Raw genomic sequence first — 25,015 nt, 5'->3', positions numbered from 1 at the left:
CCTAGAGCACTTCCGGCAGTTTTGCCGCCGTGACTTCCACCTCCACCAGAAACTCAGGTCTTGTGAAGCCGCTGACGATGATCAGCGTCGAGACCGGTTTCGGATCCAGCGTGTAGCGATCGCGCACCGCCATATACGGGGCAAAATCCTCACGCTTCGTCACGAAGCCCGATATGCGGATGACATCGGCAAATGTCATGCCGGCCTCTTCCAGAATGGCCCTGATCGCCTCGAAGCACAGTTCGGCCTGCGCCGTCACATCCCGTGGTATGCTGTCATCAGGCGCAATGCCAAGCTGGCCGGATGTGACCAGCAGTGAGGCTCCCGGCGGCACCAGAAGCCCATGATTGTAGGCCCCGAAAGGCTTGCGGACCGATGGCGGGTTGAAGACCTGTTTTACGCTGTCCGGCATTCGAGGCTCCCGTGATTCTTTAAAATCATAAAGAACTTAGCACCGCCGGATGCGGATCACACGTACCAGATGCCATCCTTCACGGCTGCCGAAACGCGCGCCTGGTTTTCCGGGCTTTCCGAGAACTGGACCAGAAGATCGGCGCGGTCATTCGTGCCTGTGTCCAGGCGGGAAACCCAGAAATTCAGGCCGCCCTGGTCGAAGGCGCGACCCAGCGTATGCTGGTATAGAAGCTCGACATATTTGGTGTTGGTAACCGTGGCCGCCGTGCCGTAGGTCTGCACGAATTCTCGCGACGCCAGAAAGTTTTCCGCGACATTCTTCAGGCGGACGCCCTTGTCCATTTCCTTGATCCAGAAGGACAGCCCACCGGTATCCGGTGTACGCTCGAAGGCCGCCTGATACAGGCGATAGGCCGAACCGGCAATCTCCCCGGCGCCCTTGTCGAAGGCTAGCGTGCCATCGGAAAACTGAATGCGCTCGATGGAAATCAGCGTATCGGTGCCGCCACCAAGCTTGTCGATCCTGACGGTCGATGTCGTATCGAGACGATAATCCGAGCGCTTGCCTGTATAGACGGCCGTATCCACGCCATTGCCGCCATCCATGGTGTCCGCGCCACCACTCTGGTTCAGACGATCATTGCCGCCAAAACCCTGCAGCACATTGTTCTGGTCGTTGCCGGAGAGGATGTCGTTCCCCTCGCCGCCGGTCATGGGTCCGGTGACGACCGGCGCCCCTGCCGGGTCCGCAGCCTTGCCGAACCAGACATGCGCAACGCCCTTGTAGATGCCGACACCGATGGCGTTCCAGGTCATGGTCGACCAGGTATTCTTGTTGGTGATGACATCGTTATGCGGTGCCGAACCCTGCCAGCTTTTCAGCGCATCAGCCGGGGTCATGGTCCCGCCGTTATTAGGAATGCCCGTGCTGATTCGTATCCGTAGAAGTCGATGCCCGTGGAAGCCTTGTAGCTCGTGTTCAAGCGCTGCGGGGCCAACCACATGTTGGTCCAGGTCGCATTGTTGTTGCTGTCGTAAGGCGCATCGCTCCAGCTGTGGCCGTTATAGCCGCCCATGTTTTCGCTTTGGTCCAGCGCATGGCGACCTGCCGTGATGGTCAATCCGACAGAGAGCGGAATGGAGGGCAGACCCAGCGTCGCCCGATAGTTCATGATGAGGTTGTAGAGCTCAAGTTCGGCAGCCGAGAGACCATCCTGAGAGCTGTCTGTATAATAATTCGTCGGCATGCCCAATCCCTCCAAATATGAAGCAATGTCATATACTTTTCGGTGGGACCACGTTAACATGTGTCAAATTTTAGGTATAGACTGCATACAGTTCATTTGTACACGACCCGCGCAAAATTCAGCGCGTACAATCAAAAGTAATGCGGAAAAGAAATACTCTGATGGATAGTATGAGGCGGCGACAGCACCGCCTCAGACGCCGATCAGGCTGTGTATGGCGCGAGGAACGCTTTCACCGCCTCGATTTCATTGCCGCGGATTTCATGCCCGCCTGGATGCCATTCCACCTGAACCTCTTCGCCCTGCGCGGCAAAATAATCCGCCAGCGCCTGGGTCAGGGGAACCGGGCAGATCGGATCGTTCTCGCCTGCGGTGATCAGAACCTTGCCGCGGCCAGATCGTGGGTTGGGCTCGAACGGCATCAGCGGATGCATCAGCACGGAAGCCTCGAACAGGTCCGGCTTTTCGATCACCACATTGGCGAGGATATTGGCACCGTTCGAGAAACCAAGCCCGATGACAGGGCCAGACTGGTAGTGCTGTTTGCAGGCGGCGACGAAGGCGGCCATCTGGACTGTCGCCCGCGCCAGATCATCCAGATCGTAGACCCCTTCCGCCTTGCGCCGGAAAAAGCGCGCCGCGCCGCGTTCTGCCACATCGCCACGGGGGGAGATCACCGTGGCATTCGGCGCCAACCGGCTGGCGAAATCGAAGAACTGGTTCTCATCGCCACCTGTACCATGGAAGACAAAAAAGATCGGCGCTCCGGTCGCACCGGGCCGCGCCCGGTGCACATAGCTTTCCATTGTCATGGTCGAAATCCTCAAGCTTCAAAGCTTTTCCAGATGCTCTTCGAGATAGGAGCGAAGATGCGCATGCTGCGTTGGCAGCTTGAGTGCTTCGCCCAGATGCGCGGTATCTTCGTCGCGGTCGAAACCGGGCTCATTGGTGGCGATTTCGAACAACACGCCACCCGGTGTGCGGAAATAGATGGCCCAGAAGTAATCGCGATCGATAACCGGGGTCACCTGATAACCGGTGTCCATCAGAGCCTTGCGGACTTCCAGCTGCTTTTCACGGTTTTCGACGGCAAACGCGATGTGATGCACCGAGCCGGCACCGAGATTGGCACGCGCGATGTTCGGCATCGTCTCGATATCGATGAAATCGGCACCATTGCCTCCGGGAATGCCCAGACGCACCACCCCATCGGCGCGATCCACTTCCTCATAACCCATGAACTTCAGGAGCTCGGCCGTCGCGCCTTCGTCCCGCAACCGCATGGAAGCGGAGTGAAAACCACGAATGGCGTGGTCGATATCGACCCCATTGCCCGTCCAGGCAGCGCGATCGTCATCCTTCACCTCGACCAGTGCGAAGCCATCGCCATCCGGACCAAAGAAGTTCAGGCGCTTTTCCCCGAAAGCCTCATCGGCCTTCAGTTCCAGATTGCCCTTGGCGGCCAGACGATTGCCCCAATAGGTGAGCGATCCTTGCGGCACGGAGAAGACGGTTGTTCCAACTTCGCCCGTGCCGGGACGCCCCTTGGCGATGTGCGGGAACGGGAAATAGGTCATGACCGAGCCGGGCGTGCCAACCTCGTCGCCGTAGTAGAGATGATAGACATCCGGCGCATCGAAGTTGACGGTCTTCTTCACCCGGCGAAGGCCGAGCGTATCAGTGAAGAAGCTGTTGTTGGTCTTGGCATTGGCTGCCATCGACGTAACGTGATGCAGTCCCTTGATCTGGTTCAACATGGCAGAACTCTTTCGATCCCTGCGGCTGCGGTTATTCGCGCCGCTTGTCTGAACCGGAAGATGGCGCGAGACGCAAAGGTTTCATAGACTGAACAATCAGAACGCATTGTTCACAAATTGGAGTGAACTAATTTAAGCTGGTCGTTCCGGCAATTGCCAATCCACCGGCTCCCGTCCGTTGGAGATGAGATAGGCGTTGGCTTTGGAAAAATGGCCTGATCCGAAAAAGCCGTTATGAGCCGAAAGCGGCGATGGATGCGGTGCTTTCAGCACCAGATGACGGCGCTGATCCACAAAGGCGGCCTTCTTCTGCGCGTAAGACCCCCAGAGCATGAAGACAACATGGCTGCAGTCCTCGTTGACGGCGCGGATGACCGCGTCGGTAAAGCGCTCCCATCCCTTGCCCTGATGGGCGGCAGCCTTGCCCTCTTCCACGGTCAGAACACTGTTCAACAGCAGTACGCCCTGCTTTGCCCAATGTTCCAGAAAACCATGCTTTGCCGGAGGAATGCCAAGGTCACTCTGCATTTCCTTGTAGATGTTCACGAGCGAAGGCGGGATGCGGATGCCGGGCTGCACGCTGAAGCACAGGCCATGGGCCTGGCCCGCGCCATGATAGGGATCCTGTCCCAGGATCACGACCTTCACCTGATCGAGCGGCGTCAGGTCCAGCGCACGGAAATATTCGGAGCCTTTGGGAAAGATATGCTTCCCCCCCTCCTTTTCCTTGAGCAGAAAGGCCCGCAGGTCGGACATGTAGGCGCTGTTGAATTCGCCGGAGAGAGCGGCCTTCCAGCTCTCTTCCAGTTTCACAGTCTGCTCCGTCATGTTCGTCTGCTCCGCTTCAGGTAATCGGATGGTTGCTGCGCGAATGCCAGTTCCAGGCGGAGCGAATGATATCGTCCAGACTGTAACGAGGCTCCCAGCCAAGCACAGCCCTTGCCTTGTCGTTGTTAGCAACAAGAGATGTGGAGTCGCCCTCGCGGCGGTCAACATACTCCACCGGGAAAGGTCGGCCGGAGACGGCAGAAATCGCCGCCAGCAACTCCTTCACTGTCGTTCCCGTGCCGGTGCCAAGGTTCAACTCCACCGTCTCGCCACCGCTTAAGAGATAATCCACGGCGCGCACATGCGCATCCGCCAGATCCAGCACATGAATGTAGTCGCGCACGCAGGTGCCGTCGCGGGTATCGTAATCGGAACCGAAGACCTTGAAGCCCTGACGGCGACCGAGTGCCGCATCGATGGCGAGCGGTATCGCATGCGTCTCTGGCTGGTGCCATTCGCCGATACGCCCTTCGAAATCGGCACCGGCCGCATTGAAATAACGCAGCATGACGGAGCGCAGGCCCTTGTATTGCCCGTAATCCTTCAGTGCCTGCTCGATGATGAACTTCGTACGGCCATAGGGGTTGATGGGTGCCTGCCCGTGGCTTTCGTCCATCGGCACCTGTTGCGGCAGACCATAGGTCGCGCAGGTGGAGGAGAAGACGAAATTCTGCACCCCTGCATCCATGGCGGCAGAAAGGAGGGTAAGCGCGCCGATGACGTTATTGTCGTAGAAGGCGACCGGATTCTTGACCGATTCTCCCACTTCGATCAGCGCCGCGAAATGCAGGACGGCATCCGGCTTATGGGTTGCAAAAACTTCATCGAGCCGTGCGCGGTCGCGAATATCGCCCTCTTCCAGAGGTCCCCAGCGTACGAATTCGGAATGCCCGTTGGAAAGATTATCGAAGACAATGGGCTGGTAGCCACGCTCATTCAGCACAAGGCAGGTGTGAGAACCGATATATCCCGCACCGCCGACGACCAGCACCTTCTTTTGTACCATGAATGATTCGAAGCTCCCCAAAATCCACGGCGCGACTATATAGCTGGCTGTAGCAAATGCCAGCATTGCGCGATGCCGGGGAAGTTGAGACACGAAGAAAAGATTTCCGCCACGCTTGCGTCTCGGCTATCGTGCGAGGCAACAAACAGGATGCGGCATTTCTCATGCGATTGGTCTACTTGGCTCTCGGCTGGTTCTTCGTAGGTCTGGGTCTGCTGGGTGCGTTTCTGCCGCTGCTTCCCACAACGCCCTTCCTGCTTCTGGCCATTGCCTGCTTCACCCGCTCGTCACCACGTTTGGAAGCCTGGCTTCTCAACCATCCGCGCTTCGGCCCGCCGCTCATTGCCTGGCGGGAAAAAGGGGCGATACCGCGCCGCGCAAAGATGCTGGCAGTCGGAATGATGGCTGTCAGCTACGGCATCTTCCTGTTCGGCACCTCCCCGCCTCTGTGGCGAGCGTTGCTCGTGCTCGCCATTTTGGCCGGCTCCTCGATCTTCATTGTCACGAGACCGGACAGCACCTGAGCCACAAGAGACTTACTGGCTGGCCGCATGCTGCGGCTTTCCCTTGCGCTTGGTGGACGCCATGTCGTGAAGCTCCTTCTCGGACATGGATTTCTCCATGCTTTTCGAAGCCCCTTTGAGTTCACTTTTCTCGATGTCGCCGCGCTTGGCAGCAAGCGCTGCACCGGCAGCCTTCTGCTGTGCTTTCGATTTTGCAGGCATGACAAACTCCTTGGTCGAGGTCCAATGCGGTTCGAACGGAAATTCAGACGTCAGGTTCCGTTGCTTTTGGTTACGCCCAGGAGGAACCCAATCGCGCCCCGCCGGGTTGTCTCGCCAAAGGCTGCGATGGCGCAGCCGTCAAGAGCGAAGGAAACAGCCATGGACAACGACAACATGACAGCCCGTGACAAGATGACGGATGAAGGCTCGCGCCGGTTTGAACAGGAAGGCCGCGAACGTGCAGAAGATGCGCTTCACACGCAGCCTGACACAACGAACCACAAGGCAGTGATGGAAGCATCGCGCCTCGGCGGCGGCGATACCTATCTCGTGAAAAGCGATCTCGAAGATCTTGACGAACGCGTCGACACGGACGCCTCGGATGGTCGCCCGAGCCCCATGGCCAACGCCGACAATCCCGAGCGTTGAAATCTGATGCACAAACCGGCGCGGCGGAACCAGATGCCGCGACCGGTGTTCTTCCGCGACCAACGGAGGATCATTCATGAACGACCCGACTGACCGCGACATGAGCCCAACGCCACGGCCAGCCGACCCGAACCTGGAGGGTGTGCCGCATATTCAGGCACGCGCGGCGCCCACATTGGCAACCGCAGATGCTCAGGATTTTGTGGCGCTGTCGGTAGAGGAGCTTGCCTCCTCCCACATTCCGTTCCTGTTGGCCGGCACCTACGCCGTCAGCGCCTATACGGGCATTTCCCGTCCGACCAAGGATCTCGATATCTTCTGCAAGGCGGGTGATTTCAATCGCATTCTCGCCCATTTCAAGAGCAAGGGCTTCGACATTGAAGTCGAGGACGACCGTTGGCTTGGGAAGGTCAAGCAGGGCGAGCATTTCTTCGACGTGATCTTTGCCGGATCGAACGGGACGATGCCCATTGGTGACGCATGGTTCGAAAACGCGCGTCAGATGGATTTCAATGGCCATAAGGTGCGCGTGGTGGCTCCGACCGAACTCATCTGGTCGAAATGCTTCGTCCAGTTGCGCCACCGCTATGACGGCGCCGATGTGGTCCACGTCATCCTGCGGGCGCACGACCAGATCGACTGGCGCCGCCTGCTGGGCCACATGGAAGTGCATTGGGAGGTGCTCCTGATGCACCTTCTGAACTTCCGCTGGATCTATCCAACCGAGCGAGACAAGGTGCCGGACTGGCTGCTCGATGAATTGCTGGAACGCCTTGCCGCGCAACGCCAATTGCCCCTGCCGCAGATGAAGATATGCCGCGGCCGCATGTTCTCGCGCATCGATTTCGAGATCGACGTGAAGGAATGGGGCTTCGCCGATGTGGGCGGCGAAGGCGAGTTGAGGCAGGAACAGGAAGGGGCTTTGCTGTGACGAAACCGACCCAGAGCCGAAAGGCAGAAACGAATACAAAGGCGGCCCCCGCCAAGGTCCGGATTGCCGCCGTCGCCGATCTGCACGTCAAGGAAACGGGGTCCGTCTCCTACAAGGATCTCTTCACGGAAATTTCCACCGAGGCCGACATTCTTGTCATGGCGGGCGATCTGACAGACCTCGGCAAGAAGGCCGAAGCGGAACTGCTGGCCGCTGATCTGCGGGCCTGCACCATTCCAATGGTGGCGGTGCTGGGGAACCATGATTTCGAATGCGGGGCCGTGGACGAGGTTCGTAGTATTCTGAAAGGGGCTGGCGTTCACCTTCTGGAAGGTCAGGCGGTCGAGATTCACGGTGTTGGCTTTGCCGGCGTAAAGGGCTTTGCAGGCGGGTTCGGGCGCCACATGTTGGGCAGCTTCGGTGAACCCGCGATCAAGGCCATGGTCGCCGAAAGCGTGGAAGAAACCATGCGCCTGGAAAACGCATTGCGCCAGGTGCGGTCCGAACGCGCCATGGTCGTTCTCCATTACGCCCCCATCCCGGAAACAGTGGAGGGTGAGCCGAAGGAGATCTACCCGTTCCTGGGTTCCTCACGACTTGCAGAAACCATTGACCGTTTTCCCGTGAGTGCCGTTGTGCACGGCCACGCCCATCGCGGCCGCTTCGAGGGGAAAACCCCGGGCGGCGCGCCCGTCTACAATGTGGCGGCCCACATCGAGAAGCCGAACGGAAAGCCCTACGCCATCATCGAGCTTTGAGCGCGGCCAGTAATTCGGTTGCAGCGCGGGAACTGCTTGCCCTGACTGACGTTTCGATGGCTCGGCATCAGTATCAGACCCCGCGTCGGAGGCGCATCAAGCTTGACGATCCCTACATCCACCTACCGGATCCAGTTCCGCAATGGCATGACCTTCGACAAGGCTGTCGAGCTTGTTCCTTACCTGCGCGACCTTGGCATCAGCCATCTGTATGCCTCTCCTGTATTCACCGCCGCCAAGGGCTCTACTCACGGCTATGACGTCGCCGATTGCAACGAGATCGAGCCCGAAATCGGCGGGCGCGAAGGCTTTGACCGGCTGAGTGCTGCCTTGAAGGAGGCGGGCCTTGGCCTCATCATCGACATCGTCCCGAACCATATGGCATCCGCTCTCGAAAACCCTTGGTGGCGCAGCATCGTGGAATGGGGCAAGGACAGCCGCTTCAGCCACTTCTTCGACGTCAACTGGATGCGCAGGCTGACCCTTCCCTTTCTGGGCGACGACTTTCAACAGGTGCTCGACGCCGGTGATATCACCCTGCTCTACGACGCAGAACAGGGCTGCCTCGCACTTGGCTATTTCGAGAGCCACTATCCGATTGCCCCCTCTACCTATGCCTTGGCGCTCGGCAGTATCGACCACCCTCAGGCGGATGCCCTGATCGCGCTTGCACGGGATGCAAAGCCCGAAGAGGAAGACGCATTCCACCAGTCGGTGCGCAGCCTTTTGAGTGCCGAGCAAGCAGAACGTCTGAACGCGTCCCTCGCGCAATTGGCATCCGACAAGACGTTCCTTGCCAGCCTGCATGAGGCGCAGCCCTATCGCCTGATGTCCTGGCGTGATGCGCCGCGCGACCTCAGCTATCGCCGGTTCTTCGAAATTACAGGGCTCGCGGGACTGCGTGTCGAAGACGAGGAGGTTTTCCTTGAAAGCCACCGCCTGACGCTGGAACTGGTGAAAAACGGACAGGTAGACGGCCTGCGCATCGACCATGTGGACGGTCTGGCGGATCCCGGTCGCTATCTCGCGCGCCTGCGGGATGAAGTTGGTCCCAAATGCACGCTGCTGGTGGAGAAAATCCTGGCTCACGGAGAAAGCCTTCCGGCGAAATGGCCTATTTCCGGCACCACCGGCTATGAATTCATCTCCTCCGTGTCTGATGTCCTGATTGAGCCCTCCGGGTTGGAGACCATGCGGCGGAGCTACGCGGAGCTTGCCGGTCAGCCGATCGACGTGGAGCAGGAAATCCGCAAGGCCAAGGGGCTAATGGCGGATGTCAACTTCGAAGGCGAGTTCCGGACTCTGGTCACCACGGGGCTGGAGATTGCACAGACGCATCAGGGACAGGGCAGCGCTGCACTGGATGACGCGGCATTTTCACATGCACTTCGCGAGCTGCTGATCGCTTTCCCGATCTACAGAACCTATGGCCATGCGATTGGTCTGGAGCCCGCGGACCGTCAGCGACTGAGCGAGGTTCTGACCAAGGTTCGGGACGGCAAAGAACCACCGGATGCTGAGGCTCTGTCGATGATTGCCCGAATTCTGATCGGAGATGTCGACCAGACATCGGAAGCAAGAGCTGCCGTCTTCAGGACACGCTTCCAGCAACTCACGGGTCCGCTGATGGCAAAGTCCATCGAGGACACTTTGTTCTTCCGCCTCAACCCGGTGCTTGCCCTCAACGAAGTCGGCGCAGAACCTCTGCCCCGCAGCTTCAGCCTGCAGAACTTTCATGCAGACATGAAACTGCGCCAGGCCCAGCAGCCGGAAGGACTTTCCGCCAGCACGACACACGATACGAAGCGGGGCGAAGATGCCCGCGCACGCCTTTACGCTCTGACGGAACAACCGGACGGGTTCGCCGCTGCCATCAACGACTGGCGCGAGAAGAATTCTGTCGGCCTCGTTCAACTGAACGACGGAGCCGCTCCGGAGCCGGAAGTTGAATGGCTGTTGCTACAGGCCCTCGTCGGTGTCTGGCCGCATGATCTTGATCCAGGACACGCCGAGGGGTTGAAAGCACTCGAGGAGCGTTTCCTGCCTTACGTCGAAAAATCATTGCGGGAAGCGAAGCTCAAGACCAGCTGGAACAACCAGAATGCAGGCTATGAGAAGGCAGTGCTGGCCTATGCCTCCCGTCTGCTTGCTCCGGAAACGCTGGCCTTCCGTGAAGATTTCCTCAACCGCATGCGTCCCGTCATGCTGGCAGGGGCCGTCAACTCCGTCACGCAAACCTTGATCAAGCTCACGGCTCCGGGGGTCCCTGACATCTATCAGGGCAGCGAAACCATGGATCTCAGCCTTGTCGATCCTGACAATCGTCGCATGCCCGACTATGATCGATTGCAGGACATGCTCGATCATACGCCGGACGCTGCAGACACTGAAACCTGGCTGACAGGCCATCTGAAGCAGCATCTCATTGCAACACTGCTGAAACTGCGCCAGCAGAATCCGGATCTCTTCTGGCACGGCGACTATACACCGCTGACCATTGCCGGAGAAAAGCGGGATCACGCCGTGGCCTTCGCTCGAAAGCTCGGCAAACAGACACTCCTCGTCATTGCCCCGCGCTTTGTGCTGGCAGGCATACAGGGAATGAACGCTCTGCCTTCCGCCGAATTCTGGTACGGAACCGGCGTGTCCCTGCGCGATTTGCGCTTCGACGGTGGTCTGGAAGATGTGTTTTCGGGCAGAGGTTTCGAACCGGGCGAGCGCCTGATGCTGGACGATGTTTTCTCCGAGCGCCCCTACGCGGTGCTTCTCGGCAAGGCTTGAGGCCACGACCACGCTACCCGACCCCTCCCCCGACCGGGGAGGGATTTCTCTTGACGAATGTCCTGAACAGCAAAAAGCGCCGGTTGTTTCCAACCAGCGCTTTTTGAAATTTGCTTGCGTTCAATTCAGGCGATGCCGACGAACGACAGAACGGCCAGAACGATGACAACGGCTCCGACGAGCCAAACGATGCTGTTCATGTTTCCCTCCAGGGTTTGAAGAATGACGAGAATGGGCGCCCGGATGGCGCGTGTGATCAGGAAAGACCGATCAGGTTCAGGACCGCAATTACGATAACGACGGCTCCCACGAGCCAGACGATGCTGTTCATTTTTCCCAAGCTCCCTTGCGTTTCGCATCATCAACGGCAAGGGCAGCAAAAGGTTCCAAGACCTGTGCGGGAACCTTCCAGCCAGCGGCTGGTTGAGCGGATGCTTTCGAAGCGGCATGCAAAGACCGTGTGCCAAGCATGTCAGCCCGTACCAAGAGGATGTCGAATGAGCTTTCACCCGGATACCTCGGTTCTCCAGAGAGGGCCGCAGGAAACCCCTCCGACGGTTGTCGGGCGTCCGACCCGGATCGTCATCATTGGGGCAGGGTTTGGCGGATTGGCGGTCGCACGAGAGCTTGGCAATACCGTGCTTGAGGTGACGGTCATTGATCGACGCAATCACAACCTTTTCCAGCCGCTGCTCTATCAGGTTGCGACTGCCGCCCTTTCTCCCGCCGATATTGCCGAACCAATCCGGCGCACGCTGGGTCGATACAAGAATATCAGGGTGATGCTTGCGGAGGTCACCGGCGTGGACCAGACGGCCCGGCACGTCCTTCTGGAGGACGGCGCTCCGGTTGCCTACGATCACCTGATCATCGCGACCGGTTCCGAATACAATTATTTCGGCCATGACGAATGGCGCGCCGTCGCGCCCGGATTGAAGACAATCCACGAGGCGCGGCTGATCCGGCAAAGGCTTCTGCTCTCCTTCGAGCGAGCCGAACTCTCGCAAGATGCCACGGAGAAGAAAGCGCTCCTCACCAGCGTCATCATTGGTGGCGGCCCGACAGGCGTCGAGCTGGCAGGCGCCATCGCGGAACTGGGCCGCTATATGATCACCCGGGACTTTCGAAAACTTGCCCCGGAGGATTTCCGCGTGATCCTGATCGAGGCCGGACCGAAGATCCTAGCGGCCTTTCCCGACGAGCTGACGGATTATGCATGGCATGAGCTTGCGAAGCTCGGCGTCGACATTCGCACCGGTGTACGTGTTGAAAACATCACGCGAGGCAGCGTTCAGACCTCCGGCGGCACCATTCCGGCGGGCAATATCCTGTGGGGTGCGGGCGTCAAGGCATCGCCAGCTCACAAGTGGCTGGGGCTGGAGGCGAAGATGGGCGGACGCATTCCAGTTGGTCCCGATCTGCAGGTCGAAGGAACGAAAGGCATCTACGCACTAGGCGATACCGCGCTTCGCATCGATGATGAGGGCAAGCCGCTTCCCGCCCTCGCTCAGGTGGCGAAGCAGCAGGGCGAATATCTGGGCAAGGCTTTGCGCGAACAATTGCTCGACGGCAGGCCTTCAGAGCCGTTTCATTTTCACAATCGCGGAAACACTGCGGTCATAGGACGCCACGCCGCCATTTTCGATTTCGGCAATCGTCGCCTGAAAGGGCGGCTTGCCTGGCTGCTCTGGGCAATTGTCCATGTTTTTCTGCTCGTCAATTTCGAAAAACGCCTGCTGGTCACGGTCCAATGGCTATGGCGCTACGTGACGAGGCAGAGGGGCGCCCGTCTCATTGACGAAAACGCAGCAACCGGATTGCCTGCCACGACACACAGGAGCGAGACATGAATACGGCAAACCCGCAACTGGAAGGTCTCTATATGGCCTTGGCCGCCATCAACCGGCTTCTGGTCGAGAAGCAATTGCTGACGCACGAAGAGATCCGGGAAACACTGGCCGAGGTGGAACGTGCGGTGATCAATGATCCTAACGCGCATAACGTTTCACCTTCCCATTCGAAGGCAGTTGCCTTTCCGATCCGTCTCTTGTCCGTGGCAAACGAGGCAGCCGAAAAGGGTGTCCATCCAAGCTTCGAAGAGCTTGCGCGGCATGTTGGCCAGCAACGATAGTGTCTGGCACAGGTACGCCCGGAAGACCGGGCGCACCTGATCGAGTTCAAATAATCGGCTTGCCGCCTGTGACGGCAATCGTAGCGCCCGAGACATAGGAAGACAGCGGGTCTGCCAGCATGACATAGGCGGTTGCCAGCTCTGCCGGTTGACCCGGTCGCTTCATCGGCACCTGCTTGCCGAAGTTCTTGACGGAGTCTTCGGGAAGCGTCGAGGGAATGAGCGGCGTCCAGATCGGTCCCGGCGCAACCGCATTGGCGCGGATACCCTTTTCCGCCAGCATCTGCGCAAGACCTGCCGTAAAGTTCTGGATCGCGCCCTTCGTCGTGGCATAGGCCAGAAGCGAAGGGTTTGGACTATCCGCATTGATCGAGGTCGTGTTCACGATGGCCGAGCCGGGCTTCATGTGCTTCACGGCAGCTTTCGTCAGATAGAACATGGCGTGGATGTTGACCTTGAAGGTCAGTTCCCATTCCTCGTCGGGGATCTCGTCGATATCGGAGAAGGTGGCCTGATGCGCGGCATTGTTGACGAGGATGTCGATGCCTCCCAACTCGCGAACAGCCGTCTCGATGATCTTGCGGCAATGATCCGCCGATTGCAGATCACCCGAGACCAGCACAGCCTTGCGACCAGCCTCTTCCACCAACCGTTTGGTTTCCTGCGCATCCTCATCTTCATTGAGATAGGAGATCAGCACATCCGCGCCTTCCCGCGCATAGGCGATGGCAACGGCGCGCCCGATCCCGCTATCGGCGCCGGTCACCACTGCCTTCATGCCTTGCAGGCGGCCGGAACCCTTGTAAGAATTCTCGCCATGATCCGGCACCGGCTGCATCTGGCGCGTCAGCCCCGGCATCTCGATCTTTTCCTGCGGGAACGGCGGCGTGGGATGGTTCTGGTTCATGAAGTCTCACCTTTTGTGTTGGCGTGTCCGATTGAGGTCGGAGGTTCAACTCGGGGGTGGCCGCGATGTTCCAGTCCTGAGGGGCTATGAGAAGTTGCGTCCGTCTTCATAATTGGAGATGGGGAACCGATTGATACGCCACCAGGCAAAGGCGATGCCCGCGACCATGACGACAAGCAGAATGACACTGGCGAAACCCCAGCCAGCCAGTGCGGCTTGCTCGACCTGCCTGCCGAACACGAACCCAACCATCACGAGACAGAGAGTCCAGACCAATGCGGATGCCGCATTGCAGAGTGTGAAGGCAGGCCAGGACATCGTCCCAAGCCCGACGGGAAGCGCCCCGATGGTCCGCATGCCTTTGGGATAGCGATAGAGAAAGATGTATGCTTTTCCATAGCGTTGGATGAGCGCATTGGAGATAGCCATCGGCTTGCGAAAGAGCGGATACCGCGTCACCCAGGCGATGCCATAGCGCCGGGCGGCTAGGAAGCGCGCTTCATCCCCCAGATAGCCGCCCGCAAAAGTGACCCCGAGGACAAGGGACAGGTCGAGGAGCTGTGCCTGGGCTGCGTAGCCTGCGAGAAGTGGCAGGCTACCGCTTTTGAGCGCACAATAGAGGAAGAGGATCACATAAACCCACGCACCATATTGCTGCATCAACTCCGACATTGCGCCCATTCCAGTCTCGCCGCTCCGATCACCGGCCCGTTGCCTTACCCATCCCACACTACGGCAGGATGGGCGTACCGGTTTTCGGCATCATCGCGGCAGATACGGCAAGATGCGTGATCGACTCAGGCTGTGCGTGCCCAATCAAGAATTTGGGGCAAGGCACCCAGAAGCGTCGCGCCATGGACATGGCCTTCCAGCACACGCGATGACACGGAAAGCTGCGGCACTGATGAAAGCCGCCGGATGAGATCCATGGTTTCCGTTGCAGGTCCTGTCGGCGGCGGTCCTTTGTCGTTTGAGCGCTGTTCCTTGTCGCCAAGAGATATGAACAGGCGTTTGCTGCTCTTGAGGTTCCAGTCGGCCAGCCGCTCCAGCCGTTCCATCGGCTCCATGGCCCACCAGAGCGAGGGGCTGATCGGCGCATAGGCACTGAAGGCGTCCGGCTGCCGATAGAGAGTGATCAACGTCATCAACCCACCGAACGAGTGCCCACCGAGCGCCCGGCGGCTGGGATCGACCACCAGCCCCTCTTCCGACAGGCTACGCAAGTCGCCGGTCAAAAGCGGCAGGAACTCGAAGGCGCCGCCGATCCTCCGCTCCGGTCGCAGCGGGTCCGGCTGCGGCCCCTCGCCGGTTCTTGGCGGTGTATAGTCCAGCGTACGCTCCGCCATGGCGAACTTGCGCGGCGTATCATAGCCAAGGCCGATGACGATGAGCCCGGGGGCCCGGGCCAGCAGTTCCACAGTCAGGTCATCAAAGATCGCGTTTCCATCCAGCAGATACAGGATGGGAAAGCCCGGAGGAGGTGCGGCTGTCTTGGGTATCGCCCGGAAGATGCGAAAACTGCGCCCGTTCGAAAGCGTTACGGCGCGATTGTCGAGACGATGCGTTGGCACATCTTGCGTGAAGATATCCAGCGTCGTTTCCGCGACCCGCATCTGGGCATAGGTCAGGCTTGGCTTTGTCACAGTCGACATGATCAGCAATGGCAATCCGGTGAGAACAGAACGGCGGGCGAGCGCGACGGGGAGCATGGTTCCTCGCTTTTCAACAGACATCAGGGACAGTGCATGGTGATTTCCCGGGGTTGTGATCGGTTGCGGCATATAATTCTTGACGGAGTTACACTGCTTTAAATAAGTGAACTCAGCTTCTCAACTTATAAACGCCGGTGGATGGCCTTTTTCAGGCCTCACCGGATGGGTGCCAAGGATCAGTCCCCATGTTGCTCTCGACGGTTCGCAAATTTGCTCTTTCCGCTGCGCTGGCACTCGGTGCCTCTCAGGCCCTGGCGGCTGACATCACCATTCGCCACGCACAGGGCGAGACGAAGCTTGCCGAAACCCCAAAGAAAGTGGTGACCTTCGATCTCGCCGCCCTCGATACGATGGATGCGCTGGGCGTTCCCGTGGCAGGCGTGCCGAAGGCGCTGATGCCCGATTACCTGCAGAAATACGTAATCGGCCCTGTGCCCAAGGTCGGCACGCTGTTCGAACCGGATTACGAGGCAATTGCCGAGCTTCAGCCGGACCTGATTATCGTAACGGCCCGTTCCGCCTCGAAATTCAAGGAGTTATCCGCGATTGCTCCGACCGTGGATCTCTCCGTCGACGGCAATGACTTCCTGAAGCAATCGGAAGCGAATATCCGAACACTGGCTAAAGTGTTCAATAAGGAAAGCGAAGCTAACCGACTCATCGAAAAGCTGAATTCCTCGACCGCCGAGTTGAAGCAGAAGACGAAGAATGCCGGCAAGGGCCTGCTGGTGCTGACGACCGGCGGCAAGATGAGCACCTATGGTCCAGGCTCCCGTTTCGGCGTCCTGTTTTCCGACTACGGCATGACGCCCGCCGATGCCACGATCAAGGCAGACAATCACGGGCAGCCGATTTCCTATGAGTACATTCTGGAAAAGAACCCGGACTGGCTGTTCGTCATCGACCGCGATGCCTCGATCGGCAACAAGGGCGAAGCGGCCTCCAAGCTTCTGGACAATGACATCGTGCGCCGCACCACCGCCTGGCAGAAGGGGCATGTCGTCTATCTCGACGGCCTGTCGCTCTATGTGGTGGGTGGCGGCCTGACCGCGCTTCAGAACACGGTGGACCAGTTGAACACCGCGCTCGCAAAGCCCTGAGCCGATGGGCGGCGCGCCCTCGGTGTGCCGCCTGCTTCTCATAAGCCCATGCGCCTGACACTTGCCCTCATCGCCCTTCTCTGTCTCGGCATCACCAGCCTGTTCTTCGGCGTGAGTGACATCTCCCCGCTTGCCCTGTTGAGCGGTGAGGCAGACGAGAAGGCCGTGCTGGTGCTTCTGGCAAGCCGCCTTCCCCGCACGCTGGCGCTCGTTCTCGCCGGCTCGGGCCTCGCCGTCTGTGGCACGCTGATGCAGATGCTGGCGCGAAACCGGTTCGTCGAACCCTCCACCGCAGGCACGGTGGAATCCGCCAGCCTCGGCATGCTGATTGCGCTGATCATCTCACCCAACATGCCCGTAATGGGTAAAATGGCCTTCGCCGCCGGGTTTGCTCTGCTTGGAACCGCCCTTTTCCTCGCCATCCTGCGTCGCATTCCGCTGCGCTCGGTCATCATGGTGCCGCTGGTGGGACTGATGCTGGGAGGCGTGATCTATTCGGTTGCCGCCTTCATCGCCTATCGCCTGAACCTCATGCAATCGCTCGCCGCCTTCGAAAGTGGCGACTTCTCCTCTGTGCTTCGCGGACGCTACGAAATCCTCTGGCTCTCGCTCGTCATGACGATAGCCGCCTATGTGGCAGCCGACCGCTTCACGCTTGCCGGATTGGGCGAGGAGTTTGCCACCAATCTCGGGCTGAATTATCGCCGCATCATGATGCTGGGGCTCATCATCGTTTCCATGGTCACGGCCTGCGTCGTCGTCACGGCGGGCGTTATTCCCTTCCTCGGACTCATCGTGCCGAATGTCATCAGCATGATCATGGGCGACAGCCTGCGCCGCACCCTGCCCTGGACGGCGATCCTCGGCGCGGGACTTGTGCTGGCCTGCGATATCATTGGTCGCATCGTTGTCTGGCCCTTCGAAGTGCCAGTGGGCGCGGTGCTGGGCGTGCTGGGAAGCGCCTTCTTCCTGTTCCTCCTCTTCAGGAGGCAGAGCCGTGCGGCGTAACTCTCTGGCGATCCTGGCAATTCTGGCGCTGATCGCGCTGGCGGCGGCAATCGGTTTCATGACCATCGGCGCACGCGGCAGCTGGAGCTTCATCCTCTCCTTCCGCGGCACGAAGCTTCTGGGCATGGTGCTGGTAGGCTATGCCATCGCGCTCTCCACCGTTCTCTTCCAGACCATCACCAACAACCGCATCCTGACACCATCGATCATGGGCTTCGATGCGCTTTACGGCCTGCTGCAAACCCTGCTGGTGCTGGTCTTCGGGGCCGCCTTTATTTCGGGGCTCGATGCACGCCTGCTCTTCCTGATCGAAGTCACCGTCATGATGGGCTTTTCGCTCATTCTTTTTCGCCTTTTGTTTTCCGGGGCGCTGAAGAGCCTGCACCTGTTGATGCTGGCGGGCGTCGTGCTCGGCATCCTGTTCCGCAGCCTCTCCGGATTTCTGCAGCGGATCATCGATCCGAATGATTTCCTCGTTCTTCAGGATCGCCTGTTCGCCAGCTTCAATTCCATCGACAGCCAGTTACTGGGTGTTTCTTTCCTGCTGGTCGGCCTTGTCTCGGCTATCGCCTGGCGGATCGGGCACAGCTTCGATGTCATGGCGCTGGGACGCGAGACCGCAATCTCGCTGGGCGTGGACCACCAGCGGCAGACCCTCGTGATCCTGCTTCTGGTATCGGTCCTCGTTTGCGTCTCGACGGCGCTGGTGGGGCCTGCCACTTTCTTCGGTCTGCTGGTCGCAAACCTCGCTTACATCATCATGCCGTCCGCCAAGCATCGCCACGTCATTCCGGCGGCCTGCCTGCTGGCCATCATCACGCTGGTGGGCGGACAGACCCTTCTGGAACGCGTGTTCGCCTTTAACAGCGCACTCTCCATCATCATCGAGTTTGCCGGTGGCCTGTTCTTCATTCTCTTTCTGCTCAGAGGAGCAATCCGATGATCGAGATCCGTGATGTCAGCAAAACCTATGGTTCCACCGTCGTTGTCGATGGCGTTTCCCTTACGCTGCCGAAGGGTGGGCTGACCGCCATCATCGGTCCGAACGGTGCGGGCAAATCGACGCTGCTCTCCATGGTGGCCCGCCTTCTGCCCATGGATTCCGGACAGGTGATGGTGGACGGACTGGATGTCGCCCGCACACCGGGCGATGCGCTGGCACGTCGTCTGGCCTTTCTGCGGCAGGACAATCACATGGTCGCCCGCCTGACGGTGCGCGATCTCGTGACCTTTGGCCGCTACCCCTATTCCAAGGGCCGCCCGACGCGGGAGGATCAAGGCCATGTGGAACGGGCGCTCGGCTATCTTGGTCTGAGTGATCTCTCCGAACGCTATCTGGATGAACTGTCCGGTGGCCAGCGCCAGCGCGCTTTCGTTGCGATGGTGCTGTGTCAGGATACGGATTACATGCTGTTCGATGAGCCGCTGAACAATCTCGACATCCGCCATGCGGTCGGCATGATGAAGCTTCTGAAGGGGGCCGCAAAGGATTTCGCCAAGACCGTAGTCGTGGTCCTGCATGACATCAACTTCGCCTCCTGCTATGCGGATCACATCGTCGTCATGCGCGATGGCAAACTGTTTCTTCAGGGAACACCGGACGATATCGTGCGACCCGAGATCCTGTCATCGATCTATGCTACGGACTTTGCCGTCCATGACCTTGATGGGCACCGGATCGCAACCTATTTCACCTGATGTCTTCTGACGGAACCCGCCATGCCGAATGATACGCCCGGTCTCGACATTTTCCACGACGGGCATCGCATACGGCTGAAATGGCATCGCCTGCGCCTTGCGCTGGATGCCCCGCTCTTCTCGGCCGCAACCATGGCGGAGGGTTTTCGCGTCGGCGCCTCCATGGAGCTGGACCTGCGGGTGCGCGGCGATGGCGGCTTTGTCGTTCTGCACGACAGTGACCTCGAAGGCGAAACGACGGGTTACGGGCCGGTTTGCAAGGCTGATGCGGCGACGATCAGAGGACTGTCCATGAAGTCCGGCGGAACCCTGCCCATTCTCTCGGAAGATCTGGCGGGGTTGATGCAGACGGCTCACCCGGAGGCGCTGCTCCAATTCGACATGAAGGACGACCTGAAGACGATTGGCGAAAAGGGTCTCAATCATCTGGCTCGAACCTTCGCGGGCCTGGGCCGGTTCATGATCGTCAGCGGTGCTGACCTCGATCTGATCGAAGCGATCAAGACCCGCCTGCCCGACGCACAGCGCGGCATTGACCCGACCAATAAACTGCTGGCACTCCTGCGTCAGAAAGGCCCTTCAGCGGTCGAAGCAGAATTGCGCGCCGACTGTCTGGGACCAACCGAGCCGAAGATGATCTACCTCTCCTGGCCGCTGATCCTTGAAGGCCATGCGGCGGGCCTCGATCTCATCGGCCTTTGCCACGCTCTCGGCAAGACCGTCGACGCCTGGACCTTCAACATCGCGGATCGTGCTGAAGGCTTTTCGGATGACGAATGGCAGCGATTCTCGACACTGGTCAGCCTGAAGCCAGACCAGATCACTACCGATGAAGCTCCGGCAACGGAACACGCATGGCTTGCCCGCTGCAGAACATAAACGCAAAGAACCCGCCGGGTGGCGGGCTCTTGCAGATCTTTGGGTAATTTAGCGGATCAGATTTCCGGGCAACCGCGCTCGTTGGCGAAGGTAATGCGCTCCAGTCCACGGCGCGTGTAGCCTTCCACGATCACACGGCCGGGGGTTACACGAACCACTTCCGGGTCCCGCAGACCTGCCTCACGAGCGGCTGCACGGGCCTGACGCTCGTCACAGCCACGGCGCGGCGGCGGAGGGCCACGGCGATCATTATCGCGAATGACGGGGCGAACGCCATCGGGGCCGATGCGCAATTCAAGGTCCTGCGCCCCTGCCGGGACTGAACTGACGACGGCTGCTGCTGCCATGGTAAGCGCCACTCCGGCTGCCTGGATCGCCTTAAACATCTTTCCTCCTTGTGCGCCTTTCGAGCACATCAATCGAATATCATCCCGGCAAGAACGCCGAACGCGCCAACCGGTTCCAAGAAGATAACCGCTTCGGATGGAACACAACAGTCCAGCCTTCGCCCAATTCTTGGTAAATCGATTTATTCGCATCATCAGGAATAATTACACCATCACTTAACCATTTCCACTGCACAACTTCTTGAAACACAACGAGAAGATGAAGCGTCTTCTGTTTTAGCGGTTTTGAATATGAAACGCGTATTCAACGTCACGTCTCAAATATAAAGGTTTACCATGCTGAGCAGCCTTTCAATCCGAACCAAGATCGTCTCGCTTATCCTCTTCTTCGGCTTGTTTGCGCTGGCAGGCATGCTCTACCTCAGCAACCGGTTCGATGACGTGAACGACCGCTATGCCGATTTCATCGCACAAAAGGCATCATCGGCCGTCCTGGGCGCGCGCTCCTCGGCAGGCATGTGGACGGCAGTCAATGCGATCTCCCGCGTGGCGCTGAACGAGCCGGGCACTCCGGCCTATGATGAGGCAAAGGCAGCTTTCGTGCGCAACCTCGACGGCGCTCGTCAGAAGCTGGTCGACATTTCCAAATCCGTTCCCGCGACCCAGCCAGCGGTGGCCGAACTTCAGGGTCTGATGGACCAGTTCAAGGCTCAGTACGATAAGGTTGTTGCGGCGAAGGAAGCGGGCAAGACGGATGAAGCGCTGGCTCTGGTTCGGGGACTGGACAAGCTTTCGCAGACCTTCTCCGAGAAGTCCGGTGCCAACAACACGAACCTGACCAATCTTGTCGAAACCGGTGGCAAGCAGATTTCGAGTGACACCGATGCCGTGATTAACACCAGCATGATCGTCATGTCGCTTGGCATCCTCGCAATGATTGGCGTGGCGGTATATGTCAGCCATGCAGGCATCACACAGCCAATGGAAAAGCTTCGCAATCGCATGTCGTCGCTCGCAGCCGGTGAGGCAGCCGCACCCATCGACGGCATCGATCGTGGTGACGAGATCGGCGCCATGGCAAAAACTGTCGAAGTGTTCCGCATGAATTCGCTGGAGCGCATCCAGCTTGAACAGCGTGCAGAGGAAGCCCGCAGCCAGACGGAAGCGGAGCGTGTCGCCAATGAAGCCATCAGGGCTGAGGAAGCAGGCGTGCTGGCGGATGTCGTGCAGTCGCTCGCATCCGGCTTGAAGGCCCTGGCAGACGGCGACCTTTCCTTCCGCATCACGCGTCCGTTCTCGCCAAAGCTCGACGGCTTGCGCACCGATTTCAACCATTCGCTGGAAAAGATGGCTGAGGCCATGCAATTGGTCGGCGGCAATGCCAATGCGATCACGGCCGGCGCCAACGAGATCCGCTCCTCCAGCGATGATCTTGCGCGTCGCACGGAACAGCAGGCAGCGTCCATCGAGCAGACAGCTGCCGCGCTTGAGGAAATCACGACGACGGTTCGCGATGGTGCAAAGCGTGCCGAGGAAACACGTCGCCTCGTGACAGCAACCGGCGAGGATGCACGCAAGTCTGGCAGCGTGGTTCGCTCTGCCGTGGACGCGATGCAGGCCATTGAAACCTCGTCCGGGGAGATTTCCAACATTATTGGCGTCATCGACGAGATCGCCTTCCAGACCAACCTCCTGGCCTTGAACGCAGGCGTTGAAGCGGCACGCGCTGGCGAGGCTGGCAAGGGTTTTGCGGTCGTGGCACAGGAAGTGCGCGAACTAGCCCAGCGCTCCGCGAAGGCCGCAAAGGAAATCAAGGATCTGATCCAGGCCTCCAGCGAACATGTCGCCCGCGGCGTGTCGCTGGTCGGCGATACCGGCAAGGCACTGGAAGGCATCGTCCAGCAGGTTCAGCAGATCACATCCAACGTTCAGGCAATTGCCGAAGCCTATCGCGAACAGTCTACCGGCCTGCAGGAAGTGAACACTGCCGTCAACTCCATCGATCAGGGCACCCAGCAGAATGCGGCCATGGTGGAAGAGGCGACGGCAACCTCGCACAACCTCTCGGCAGATGCGAACGCGCTGATCCAGTTGCTCGGCCAGTTCCGCCTGCCCCAGGCTGGACAGCAAAGGCAAGGCTACAGCCGCGCCGCCTGATATCCCCCGCATACCGAATGAAAGGGCTTCCTCACGGAGGCCCTTTTTTCATGAAGAGCTTAGGGTCGTAGCTAAAAATGTGCAGCGGTTTTGTGAAAACGACATGCGATAAAACAAAGAGTTAAAACGTCAGATATCGAGCGCGTCCTTCAAAGCCAAACCATCACGCACGCGCAGATCCAGATCCGCTTCGATATGGTCTATGTGATGCAGCATGATGGCGCTCGCCCGTGCCGCATCGCGCGCTTCCAGCGCCTCCAGAATATCGGCATGCTCATTGTGGCCGCAACGCGAAACGCCTGTATTTCCATAAAGCGCAATCACAAGTGACGAGCGCGCCACCAGTTCGTCCATGAACCTTTGCAGAATGGCATTGCCAGAGACCTCGGCCAGCATCAGGTGGAAATCGCCGGATGCCTTGATCTCCGCGCGGCGGGCCACGGGTCCCCGCTGGTTCATGTAGCGCGTTTCCTCCTCCAGATGCCGGCGAAAGCGCTCCAGATCGGCGGACGTGATGCGCTCCACCGCAGCAAGAACAATACCGGGCTCCAGCAGGCGTCGCGAGGCGAAGACCTGACGCGCCTCATCCGGCGTCGGATTGGATACAAAAGCACCCCGGTTTCGTTCCGTCTTTACCAGACCCTCGAAGGCGAGCATTTGAAGAGAGGCGCGCACCACGGTGCGGCTGGCCTCGAACAGCGTGCCGACTTCACTTTCCGAAAGCTTGGTCCCAGGCGCCAGACGGCGGTCGACAATAGCATTGCGCAGGGCATCCCGAATGGCCAAGGCCCGATCGTCCGGGGCAATATCGAAGGGAGAAATCTTGTCGCTGATCTGCATGGCGGGATCCGGTTTCTGCCAGACTGTACCCTGAGATTCGGCGCAAAGGAAAGCGCGTTCGGTTTGAATGATGCATCGAATACAATAAAGCCATTGCATCGTATACGATCGCAAAAATTTTGAGCACGGCGTGCTCCTTCATTGTGCGTGCAGTGCACAAATTAACAGAACCTTGCTTTCGGAGCTTCGGAAACGCCCCGGGAATGAACTTGGCACGAACCATGCATTGAAAGTCTCATCTTGAAGGAGACGTGCATGAGCAAAGCAGCCGAGATAGAAATTGCGTCGGTTTCCAAGATCTACGGAAACACAACCGCAGTTCATGCCATCAGCCTGAAGATTCCGGCTGGAAGTTACTGCTGCCTTCTTGGCCCTTCCGGTTGCGGCAAGACGTCAACCTTGCGCATGATTGCGGGCCACGAAAGCGTATCAGGTGGCGATATTCTTCTCGGCAACAAGAATGTCACGGATCTTGCCCCTGCCGAGCGCGGCACCGCCATGATGTTCCAGTCCTATGCCCTGTTTCCGCATCTCGATCTGGTCGACAATGTCGCCTTCTCGATGAAGATGAAGGGCGTGGACAAGGAGACGCGCCGCGCCAAGGCGCTGGATATGCTGAAGCTGATGCAGCTTGAGCCCTATGCCAGCCGCCGTCCCGCGCAACTGTCTGGCGGCCAGCAGCAACGCGTGGCGCTTGCCCGTGCGCTGATCACCGATCCGGAAGCCCTGCTGCTGGACGAACCACTTTCGGCGCTCGATCCCTTCCTGAAGATCCGCATGCGCGCCGAACTGAAAAAGCTGCAGACCTCGCTCGGCATCACCTTCGTGCACGTAACCCACAGCCAGGAAGAGGCCATGGCGCTGGCGGATATCATCGTCGTCATGAACGATGGCCGCATCGAGCAGGCAGCCGCGCCGCGCACGGTGTTCGAACGACCGGCGACGGCCTTCGTCGCCCGCTTCATGGGCGACCATAACGTAATCTCCGGGCGCGCGACGTCGTCGACACCGTTGGGTCTTTCTCTCACGGTTCCGGCGGGCGGTACATTCAGCGCCCCGGCTTGCGGCATACCAGAAGGCGACCCGGTCGACATCGCCATCCGCACCGACCGTGTGCAGATCGGCAAGGCCGCGCAGGATGGGCTGGGCTTCACCGGCAGCGTCTCCAACATCGAATATCGTGGCTCCTCCGTGAAGCTCACCGCCACCGGCGCTGGGATCGAGGAGTTCACTGCAATCATCAGCGACAGAGAGTTCTTCGAACAACCGATCAAGGTTGGCGAAGCCATTCAGCTGTCCTGGGATGCCGGGGACGTGATCGTCCTCGGAAAGGCTCAATAACAAGCAGCGCAACAAATAC

At 59.2% G+C, this 25,015-nt stretch carries 27 protein-coding genes; 14 read left to right on the top strand and 13 right to left on the bottom strand.

Annotated features, from left to right (window positions below):
• Window position 1: 1 nt before the first annotated feature.
• The 7 genes from G6N80_RS15045 to galE all read right to left on the bottom strand — a co-directional run bounded on the left by G6N80_RS15045 (window position 2) and on the right by galE (window position 5,252).
• Entirely contained in the window at window positions 2-412 is a 411-nt protein-coding gene (locus tag G6N80_RS15045; RefSeq protein ID WP_165134949.1) for a RidA family protein, read from the bottom strand.
• Window positions 413-468: 56 nt separating this feature from the next.
• A complete protein-coding gene (locus G6N80_RS15040; RefSeq protein ID WP_165134946.1) occupies window positions 469-1,314 on the bottom strand; it encodes a DUF4214 domain-containing protein in 846 nt (281 codons plus the stop codon).
• A complete protein-coding gene (locus G6N80_RS15035; protein ID WP_165134943.1) occupies window positions 1,311-1,661 on the bottom strand; it encodes a spore germination YkwD domain-containing protein in 351 nt (116 codons plus the stop codon). The genes G6N80_RS15040 and G6N80_RS15035 overlap by 4 nt, the downstream gene beginning before the upstream one ends.
• A 203-nt stretch (window positions 1,662-1,864) precedes the next feature.
• A complete protein-coding gene (locus G6N80_RS15030) occupies window positions 1,865-2,473 on the bottom strand; it encodes an alpha/beta hydrolase (protein WP_165134925.1) in 609 nt (202 codons plus the stop codon).
• Between the two features lie 18 nt (window positions 2,474-2,491).
• Entirely contained in the window at window positions 2,492-3,418 is a 927-nt protein-coding gene (locus G6N80_RS15025) for a VOC family protein (protein ID WP_062555546.1), read from the bottom strand.
• A 132-nt stretch (window positions 3,419-3,550) separates the two neighbouring features.
• Window positions 3,551-4,246, bottom strand: coding sequence for a uracil-DNA glycosylase (gene ung / locus G6N80_RS15020; protein WP_165134922.1), 696 nt, complete (start codon window positions 4,244-4,246; stop codon window positions 3,551-3,553).
• A 16-nt stretch (window positions 4,247-4,262) separates the two neighbouring features.
• Window positions 4,263-5,252 (bottom strand): UDP-glucose 4-epimerase GalE, encoded by a 990-nt coding sequence (galE, locus tag G6N80_RS15015; protein WP_165134919.1) that lies wholly within the window; start codon window positions 5,250-5,252, stop codon window positions 4,263-4,265.
• Window positions 5,253-5,416: 164 nt separating this feature from the next.
• Here galE and G6N80_RS15010 point away from each other — a divergent pair, with 164 nt between their 5' ends.
• Window positions 5,417-5,776: a YbaN family protein gene (locus G6N80_RS15010; protein WP_062555946.1), complete on the top strand. Its 360-nt coding sequence runs from the start codon at window positions 5,417-5,419 to the stop codon at window positions 5,774-5,776.
• A gap of 12 nt (window positions 5,777-5,788) precedes the next feature.
• On the opposite strand, the gene G6N80_RS15005 is transcribed toward G6N80_RS15010, so the two are convergent.
• Complete coding sequence (locus G6N80_RS15005) at window positions 5,789-5,977, bottom strand: DUF3008 family protein (protein WP_165134916.1); 189 nt, start codon at window positions 5,975-5,977, stop codon at window positions 5,789-5,791.
• A 159-nt stretch (window positions 5,978-6,136) separates the two neighbouring features.
• On the opposite strand from G6N80_RS15005, the gene G6N80_RS15000 reads away from it, so the two are divergent.
• The 6 genes from G6N80_RS15000 (at window position 6,137) to G6N80_RS14975 (ending at window position 13,007) form a co-directional block, all read left to right on the top strand.
• On the top strand, window positions 6,137-6,406 hold the full coding sequence (locus G6N80_RS15000) for a hypothetical protein (RefSeq protein ID WP_165134914.1): 270 nt from the start codon (window positions 6,137-6,139) through the stop codon (window positions 6,404-6,406).
• A 100-nt stretch (window positions 6,407-6,506) separates the two neighbouring features.
• Window positions 6,507-7,337 (top strand): nucleotidyltransferase family protein, encoded by an 831-nt coding sequence (locus G6N80_RS14995; protein WP_082547267.1) that lies wholly within the window; start codon window positions 6,507-6,509, stop codon window positions 7,335-7,337.
• Window positions 7,334-8,095: a metallophosphoesterase family protein gene (locus G6N80_RS14990; protein ID WP_246251415.1), complete on the top strand. Its 762-nt coding sequence runs from the start codon at window positions 7,334-7,336 to the stop codon at window positions 8,093-8,095. The genes G6N80_RS14995 and G6N80_RS14990 overlap by 4 nt, the downstream gene beginning before the upstream one ends.
• A 102-nt stretch (window positions 8,096-8,197) precedes the next feature.
• Window positions 8,198-10,876 carry a malto-oligosyltrehalose synthase gene (gene treY, locus G6N80_RS14985; RefSeq protein ID WP_165134908.1) on the top strand — a complete coding sequence of 893 codons (2,679 nt, stop codon included), beginning with the start codon at window positions 8,198-8,200 and terminating at the stop codon, window positions 10,874-10,876.
• A 497-nt stretch (window positions 10,877-11,373) separates the two neighbouring features.
• Window positions 11,374-12,726, top strand: coding sequence for an NAD(P)/FAD-dependent oxidoreductase (locus tag G6N80_RS14980; protein ID WP_082547238.1), 1,353 nt, complete (start codon window positions 11,374-11,376; stop codon window positions 12,724-12,726).
• Window positions 12,723-13,007, top strand: coding sequence for a hypothetical protein (locus G6N80_RS14975; RefSeq protein WP_062555553.1), 285 nt, complete (start codon window positions 12,723-12,725; stop codon window positions 13,005-13,007). Before G6N80_RS14980 ends, G6N80_RS14975 begins: the two co-directional genes overlap by 4 nt.
• Before the next feature lie 46 nt (window positions 13,008-13,053).
• Here the strand turns inward: G6N80_RS14975 and G6N80_RS14970 are convergent, their stop codons facing one another.
• From G6N80_RS14970 to G6N80_RS14960, 3 genes are all read right to left on the bottom strand, one after another.
• Window positions 13,054-13,866, bottom strand: coding sequence for an SDR family oxidoreductase (locus G6N80_RS14970; RefSeq protein WP_062555949.1), 813 nt, complete (start codon window positions 13,864-13,866; stop codon window positions 13,054-13,056).
• Window positions 13,867-13,998: 132 nt separating this feature from the next.
• The gene (locus tag G6N80_RS14965; protein ID WP_246251414.1) at window positions 13,999-14,586 is read right to left on the bottom strand and encodes a DedA family protein; all 588 of its coding nucleotides are present in this window, start codon (window positions 14,584-14,586) and stop codon (window positions 13,999-14,001) included.
• A 125-nt stretch (window positions 14,587-14,711) separates the two neighbouring features.
• Window positions 14,712-15,647 (bottom strand): alpha/beta hydrolase, encoded by a 936-nt coding sequence (locus tag G6N80_RS14960; RefSeq protein ID WP_165134899.1) that lies wholly within the window; start codon window positions 15,645-15,647, stop codon window positions 14,712-14,714.
• Between the two features lie 164 nt (window positions 15,648-15,811).
• On the opposite strand from G6N80_RS14960, the gene G6N80_RS14955 reads away from it, so the two are divergent.
• Genes G6N80_RS14955 through G6N80_RS14935 form a run of 5 tightly spaced genes read left to right on the top strand, consistent with a single transcriptional unit; the run spans window position 15,812 to window position 20,311 of the window.
• Window positions 15,812-16,726, top strand: coding sequence for a siderophore ABC transporter substrate-binding protein (locus G6N80_RS14955; protein ID WP_062555556.1), 915 nt, complete (start codon window positions 15,812-15,814; stop codon window positions 16,724-16,726).
• A 48-nt stretch (window positions 16,727-16,774) separates the two neighbouring features.
• Complete coding sequence (locus G6N80_RS14950; RefSeq protein WP_165134896.1) at window positions 16,775-17,734, top strand: ABC transporter permease; 960 nt, start codon at window positions 16,775-16,777, stop codon at window positions 17,732-17,734.
• The gene (locus tag G6N80_RS14945) at window positions 17,724-18,677 is read left to right on the top strand and encodes an iron chelate uptake ABC transporter family permease subunit (protein ID WP_165134893.1); all 954 of its coding nucleotides are present in this window, start codon (window positions 17,724-17,726) and stop codon (window positions 18,675-18,677) included. Before G6N80_RS14950 ends, G6N80_RS14945 begins: the two co-directional genes overlap by 11 nt.
• Window positions 18,674-19,432, top strand: coding sequence for an iron ABC transporter ATP-binding protein (locus G6N80_RS14940; RefSeq protein WP_165134890.1), 759 nt, complete (start codon window positions 18,674-18,676; stop codon window positions 19,430-19,432). Before G6N80_RS14945 ends, G6N80_RS14940 begins: the two co-directional genes overlap by 4 nt.
• Window positions 19,433-19,453: 21 nt before the next feature.
• The gene (locus G6N80_RS14935) at window positions 19,454-20,311 is read left to right on the top strand and encodes a glycerophosphodiester phosphodiesterase (RefSeq protein WP_165134887.1); all 858 of its coding nucleotides are present in this window, start codon (window positions 19,454-19,456) and stop codon (window positions 20,309-20,311) included.
• Between the two features lie 56 nt (window positions 20,312-20,367).
• Here the strand turns inward: G6N80_RS14935 and G6N80_RS14930 are convergent, their stop codons facing one another.
• Entirely contained in the window at window positions 20,368-20,658 is a 291-nt protein-coding gene (locus G6N80_RS14930) for a hypothetical protein (RefSeq protein ID WP_376748564.1), read from the bottom strand.
• Window positions 20,659-20,994: 336 nt separating this feature from the next.
• Here G6N80_RS14930 and G6N80_RS23505 point away from each other — a divergent pair, with 336 nt between their 5' ends.
• Entirely contained in the window at window positions 20,995-22,815 is a 1,821-nt protein-coding gene (locus tag G6N80_RS23505) for a methyl-accepting chemotaxis protein (RefSeq protein WP_062555562.1), read from the top strand.
• 129 nt (window positions 22,816-22,944) lie between these two features.
• On the opposite strand, the gene G6N80_RS14920 is transcribed toward G6N80_RS23505, so the two are convergent.
• Window positions 22,945-23,655, bottom strand: a complete 711-nt coding sequence (locus tag G6N80_RS14920) for a GntR family transcriptional regulator (protein WP_062555950.1) — start codon at window positions 23,653-23,655, stop codon at window positions 22,945-22,947.
• A gap of 255 nt (window positions 23,656-23,910) precedes the next feature.
• Here G6N80_RS14920 and G6N80_RS14915 point away from each other — a divergent pair, with 255 nt between their 5' ends.
• Window positions 23,911-24,996, top strand: a complete 1,086-nt coding sequence (locus G6N80_RS14915; RefSeq protein ID WP_062555563.1) for an ABC transporter ATP-binding protein — start codon at window positions 23,911-23,913, stop codon at window positions 24,994-24,996.
• Window positions 24,997-25,015 lie beyond the last annotated feature (19 nt).

The organism is Rhizobium rhizoryzae (assembly GCF_011046895.1).
Taxonomy (GTDB): domain Bacteria; phylum Pseudomonadota; class Alphaproteobacteria; order Rhizobiales; family Rhizobiaceae; genus Neorhizobium; species Neorhizobium rhizoryzae.
This window is presented reverse-complemented; position numbering and strand designations above follow the sequence as displayed.

What these genes read in the sequence shown, in the direction of transcription:
- G6N80_RS14970 (WP_062555949.1), bottom strand. Translation starts at nt 13,866, where the DNA reads ATGCCGGGGCTGACGCGCCAGATGCAGCCGGTGCCGGATCATGGCGAG.
- G6N80_RS14915 (WP_062555563.1), top strand. Translation starts at nt 23,911, where the DNA reads ATGAGCAAAGCAGCCGAGATAGAAATTGCGTCGGTTTCCAAGATCTAC.
- G6N80_RS14960 (WP_165134899.1), bottom strand. Translation starts at nt 15,647, where the DNA reads ATGTCTGTTGAAAAGCGAGGAACCATGCTCCCCGTCGCGCTCGCCCGC.
- G6N80_RS14950 (WP_165134896.1), top strand. Translation starts at nt 16,775, where the DNA reads ATGCGCCTGACACTTGCCCTCATCGCCCTTCTCTGTCTCGGCATCACC.
- G6N80_RS14995 (WP_082547267.1), top strand. Translation starts at nt 6,507, where the DNA reads ATGAGCCCAACGCCACGGCCAGCCGACCCGAACCTGGAGGGTGTGCCG.
- G6N80_RS14940 (WP_165134890.1), top strand. Translation starts at nt 18,674, where the DNA reads ATGATCGAGATCCGTGATGTCAGCAAAACCTATGGTTCCACCGTCGTT.
- G6N80_RS14935 (WP_165134887.1), top strand. Translation starts at nt 19,454, where the DNA reads ATGCCGAATGATACGCCCGGTCTCGACATTTTCCACGACGGGCATCGC.
- G6N80_RS14975 (WP_062555553.1), top strand. Translation starts at nt 12,723, where the DNA reads ATGAATACGGCAAACCCGCAACTGGAAGGTCTCTATATGGCCTTGGCC.
- G6N80_RS14955 (WP_062555556.1), top strand. Translation starts at nt 15,812, where the DNA reads ATGTTGCTCTCGACGGTTCGCAAATTTGCTCTTTCCGCTGCGCTGGCA.
- G6N80_RS23505 (WP_062555562.1), top strand. Translation starts at nt 20,995, where the DNA reads ATGCTGAGCAGCCTTTCAATCCGAACCAAGATCGTCTCGCTTATCCTC.
- G6N80_RS15005 (WP_165134916.1), bottom strand. Translation starts at nt 5,977, where the DNA reads ATGCCTGCAAAATCGAAAGCACAGCAGAAGGCTGCCGGTGCAGCGCTT.
- G6N80_RS14965 (WP_246251414.1), bottom strand. Translation starts at nt 14,586, where the DNA reads ATGTCGGAGTTGATGCAGCAATATGGTGCGTGGGTTTATGTGATCCTC.
- G6N80_RS14920 (WP_062555950.1), bottom strand. Translation starts at nt 23,655, where the DNA reads ATGCAGATCAGCGACAAGATTTCTCCCTTCGATATTGCCCCGGACGAT.
- galE (WP_165134919.1), bottom strand. Translation starts at nt 5,252, where the DNA reads ATGGTACAAAAGAAGGTGCTGGTCGTCGGCGGTGCGGGATATATCGGT.
- G6N80_RS15035 (WP_165134943.1), bottom strand. Translation starts at nt 1,661, where the DNA reads ATGCCGACGAATTATTATACAGACAGCTCTCAGGATGGTCTCTCGGCT.
- G6N80_RS15045 (WP_165134949.1), bottom strand. Translation starts at nt 412, where the DNA reads ATGCCGGACAGCGTAAAACAGGTCTTCAACCCGCCATCGGTCCGCAAG.
- G6N80_RS15000 (WP_165134914.1), top strand. Translation starts at nt 6,137, where the DNA reads ATGGACAACGACAACATGACAGCCCGTGACAAGATGACGGATGAAGGC.
- G6N80_RS15040 (WP_165134946.1), bottom strand. Translation starts at nt 1,314, where the DNA reads ATGACCCCGGCTGATGCGCTGAAAAGCTGGCAGGGTTCGGCACCGCAT.
- G6N80_RS15010 (WP_062555946.1), top strand. Translation starts at nt 5,417, where the DNA reads ATGCGATTGGTCTACTTGGCTCTCGGCTGGTTCTTCGTAGGTCTGGGT.
- G6N80_RS15025 (WP_062555546.1), bottom strand. Translation starts at nt 3,418, where the DNA reads ATGTTGAACCAGATCAAGGGACTGCATCACGTTACGTCGATGGCAGCC.
- G6N80_RS14980 (WP_082547238.1), top strand. Translation starts at nt 11,374, where the DNA reads ATGAGCTTTCACCCGGATACCTCGGTTCTCCAGAGAGGGCCGCAGGAA.
- ung (WP_165134922.1), bottom strand. Translation starts at nt 4,246, where the DNA reads ATGACGGAGCAGACTGTGAAACTGGAAGAGAGCTGGAAGGCCGCTCTC.
- G6N80_RS14930 (WP_376748564.1), bottom strand. Translation starts at nt 20,658, where the DNA reads ATGGCAGCAGCAGCCGTCGTCAGTTCAGTCCCGGCAGGGGCGCAGGAC.
- G6N80_RS15030 (WP_165134925.1), bottom strand. Translation starts at nt 2,473, where the DNA reads ATGACAATGGAAAGCTATGTGCACCGGGCGCGGCCCGGTGCGACCGGA.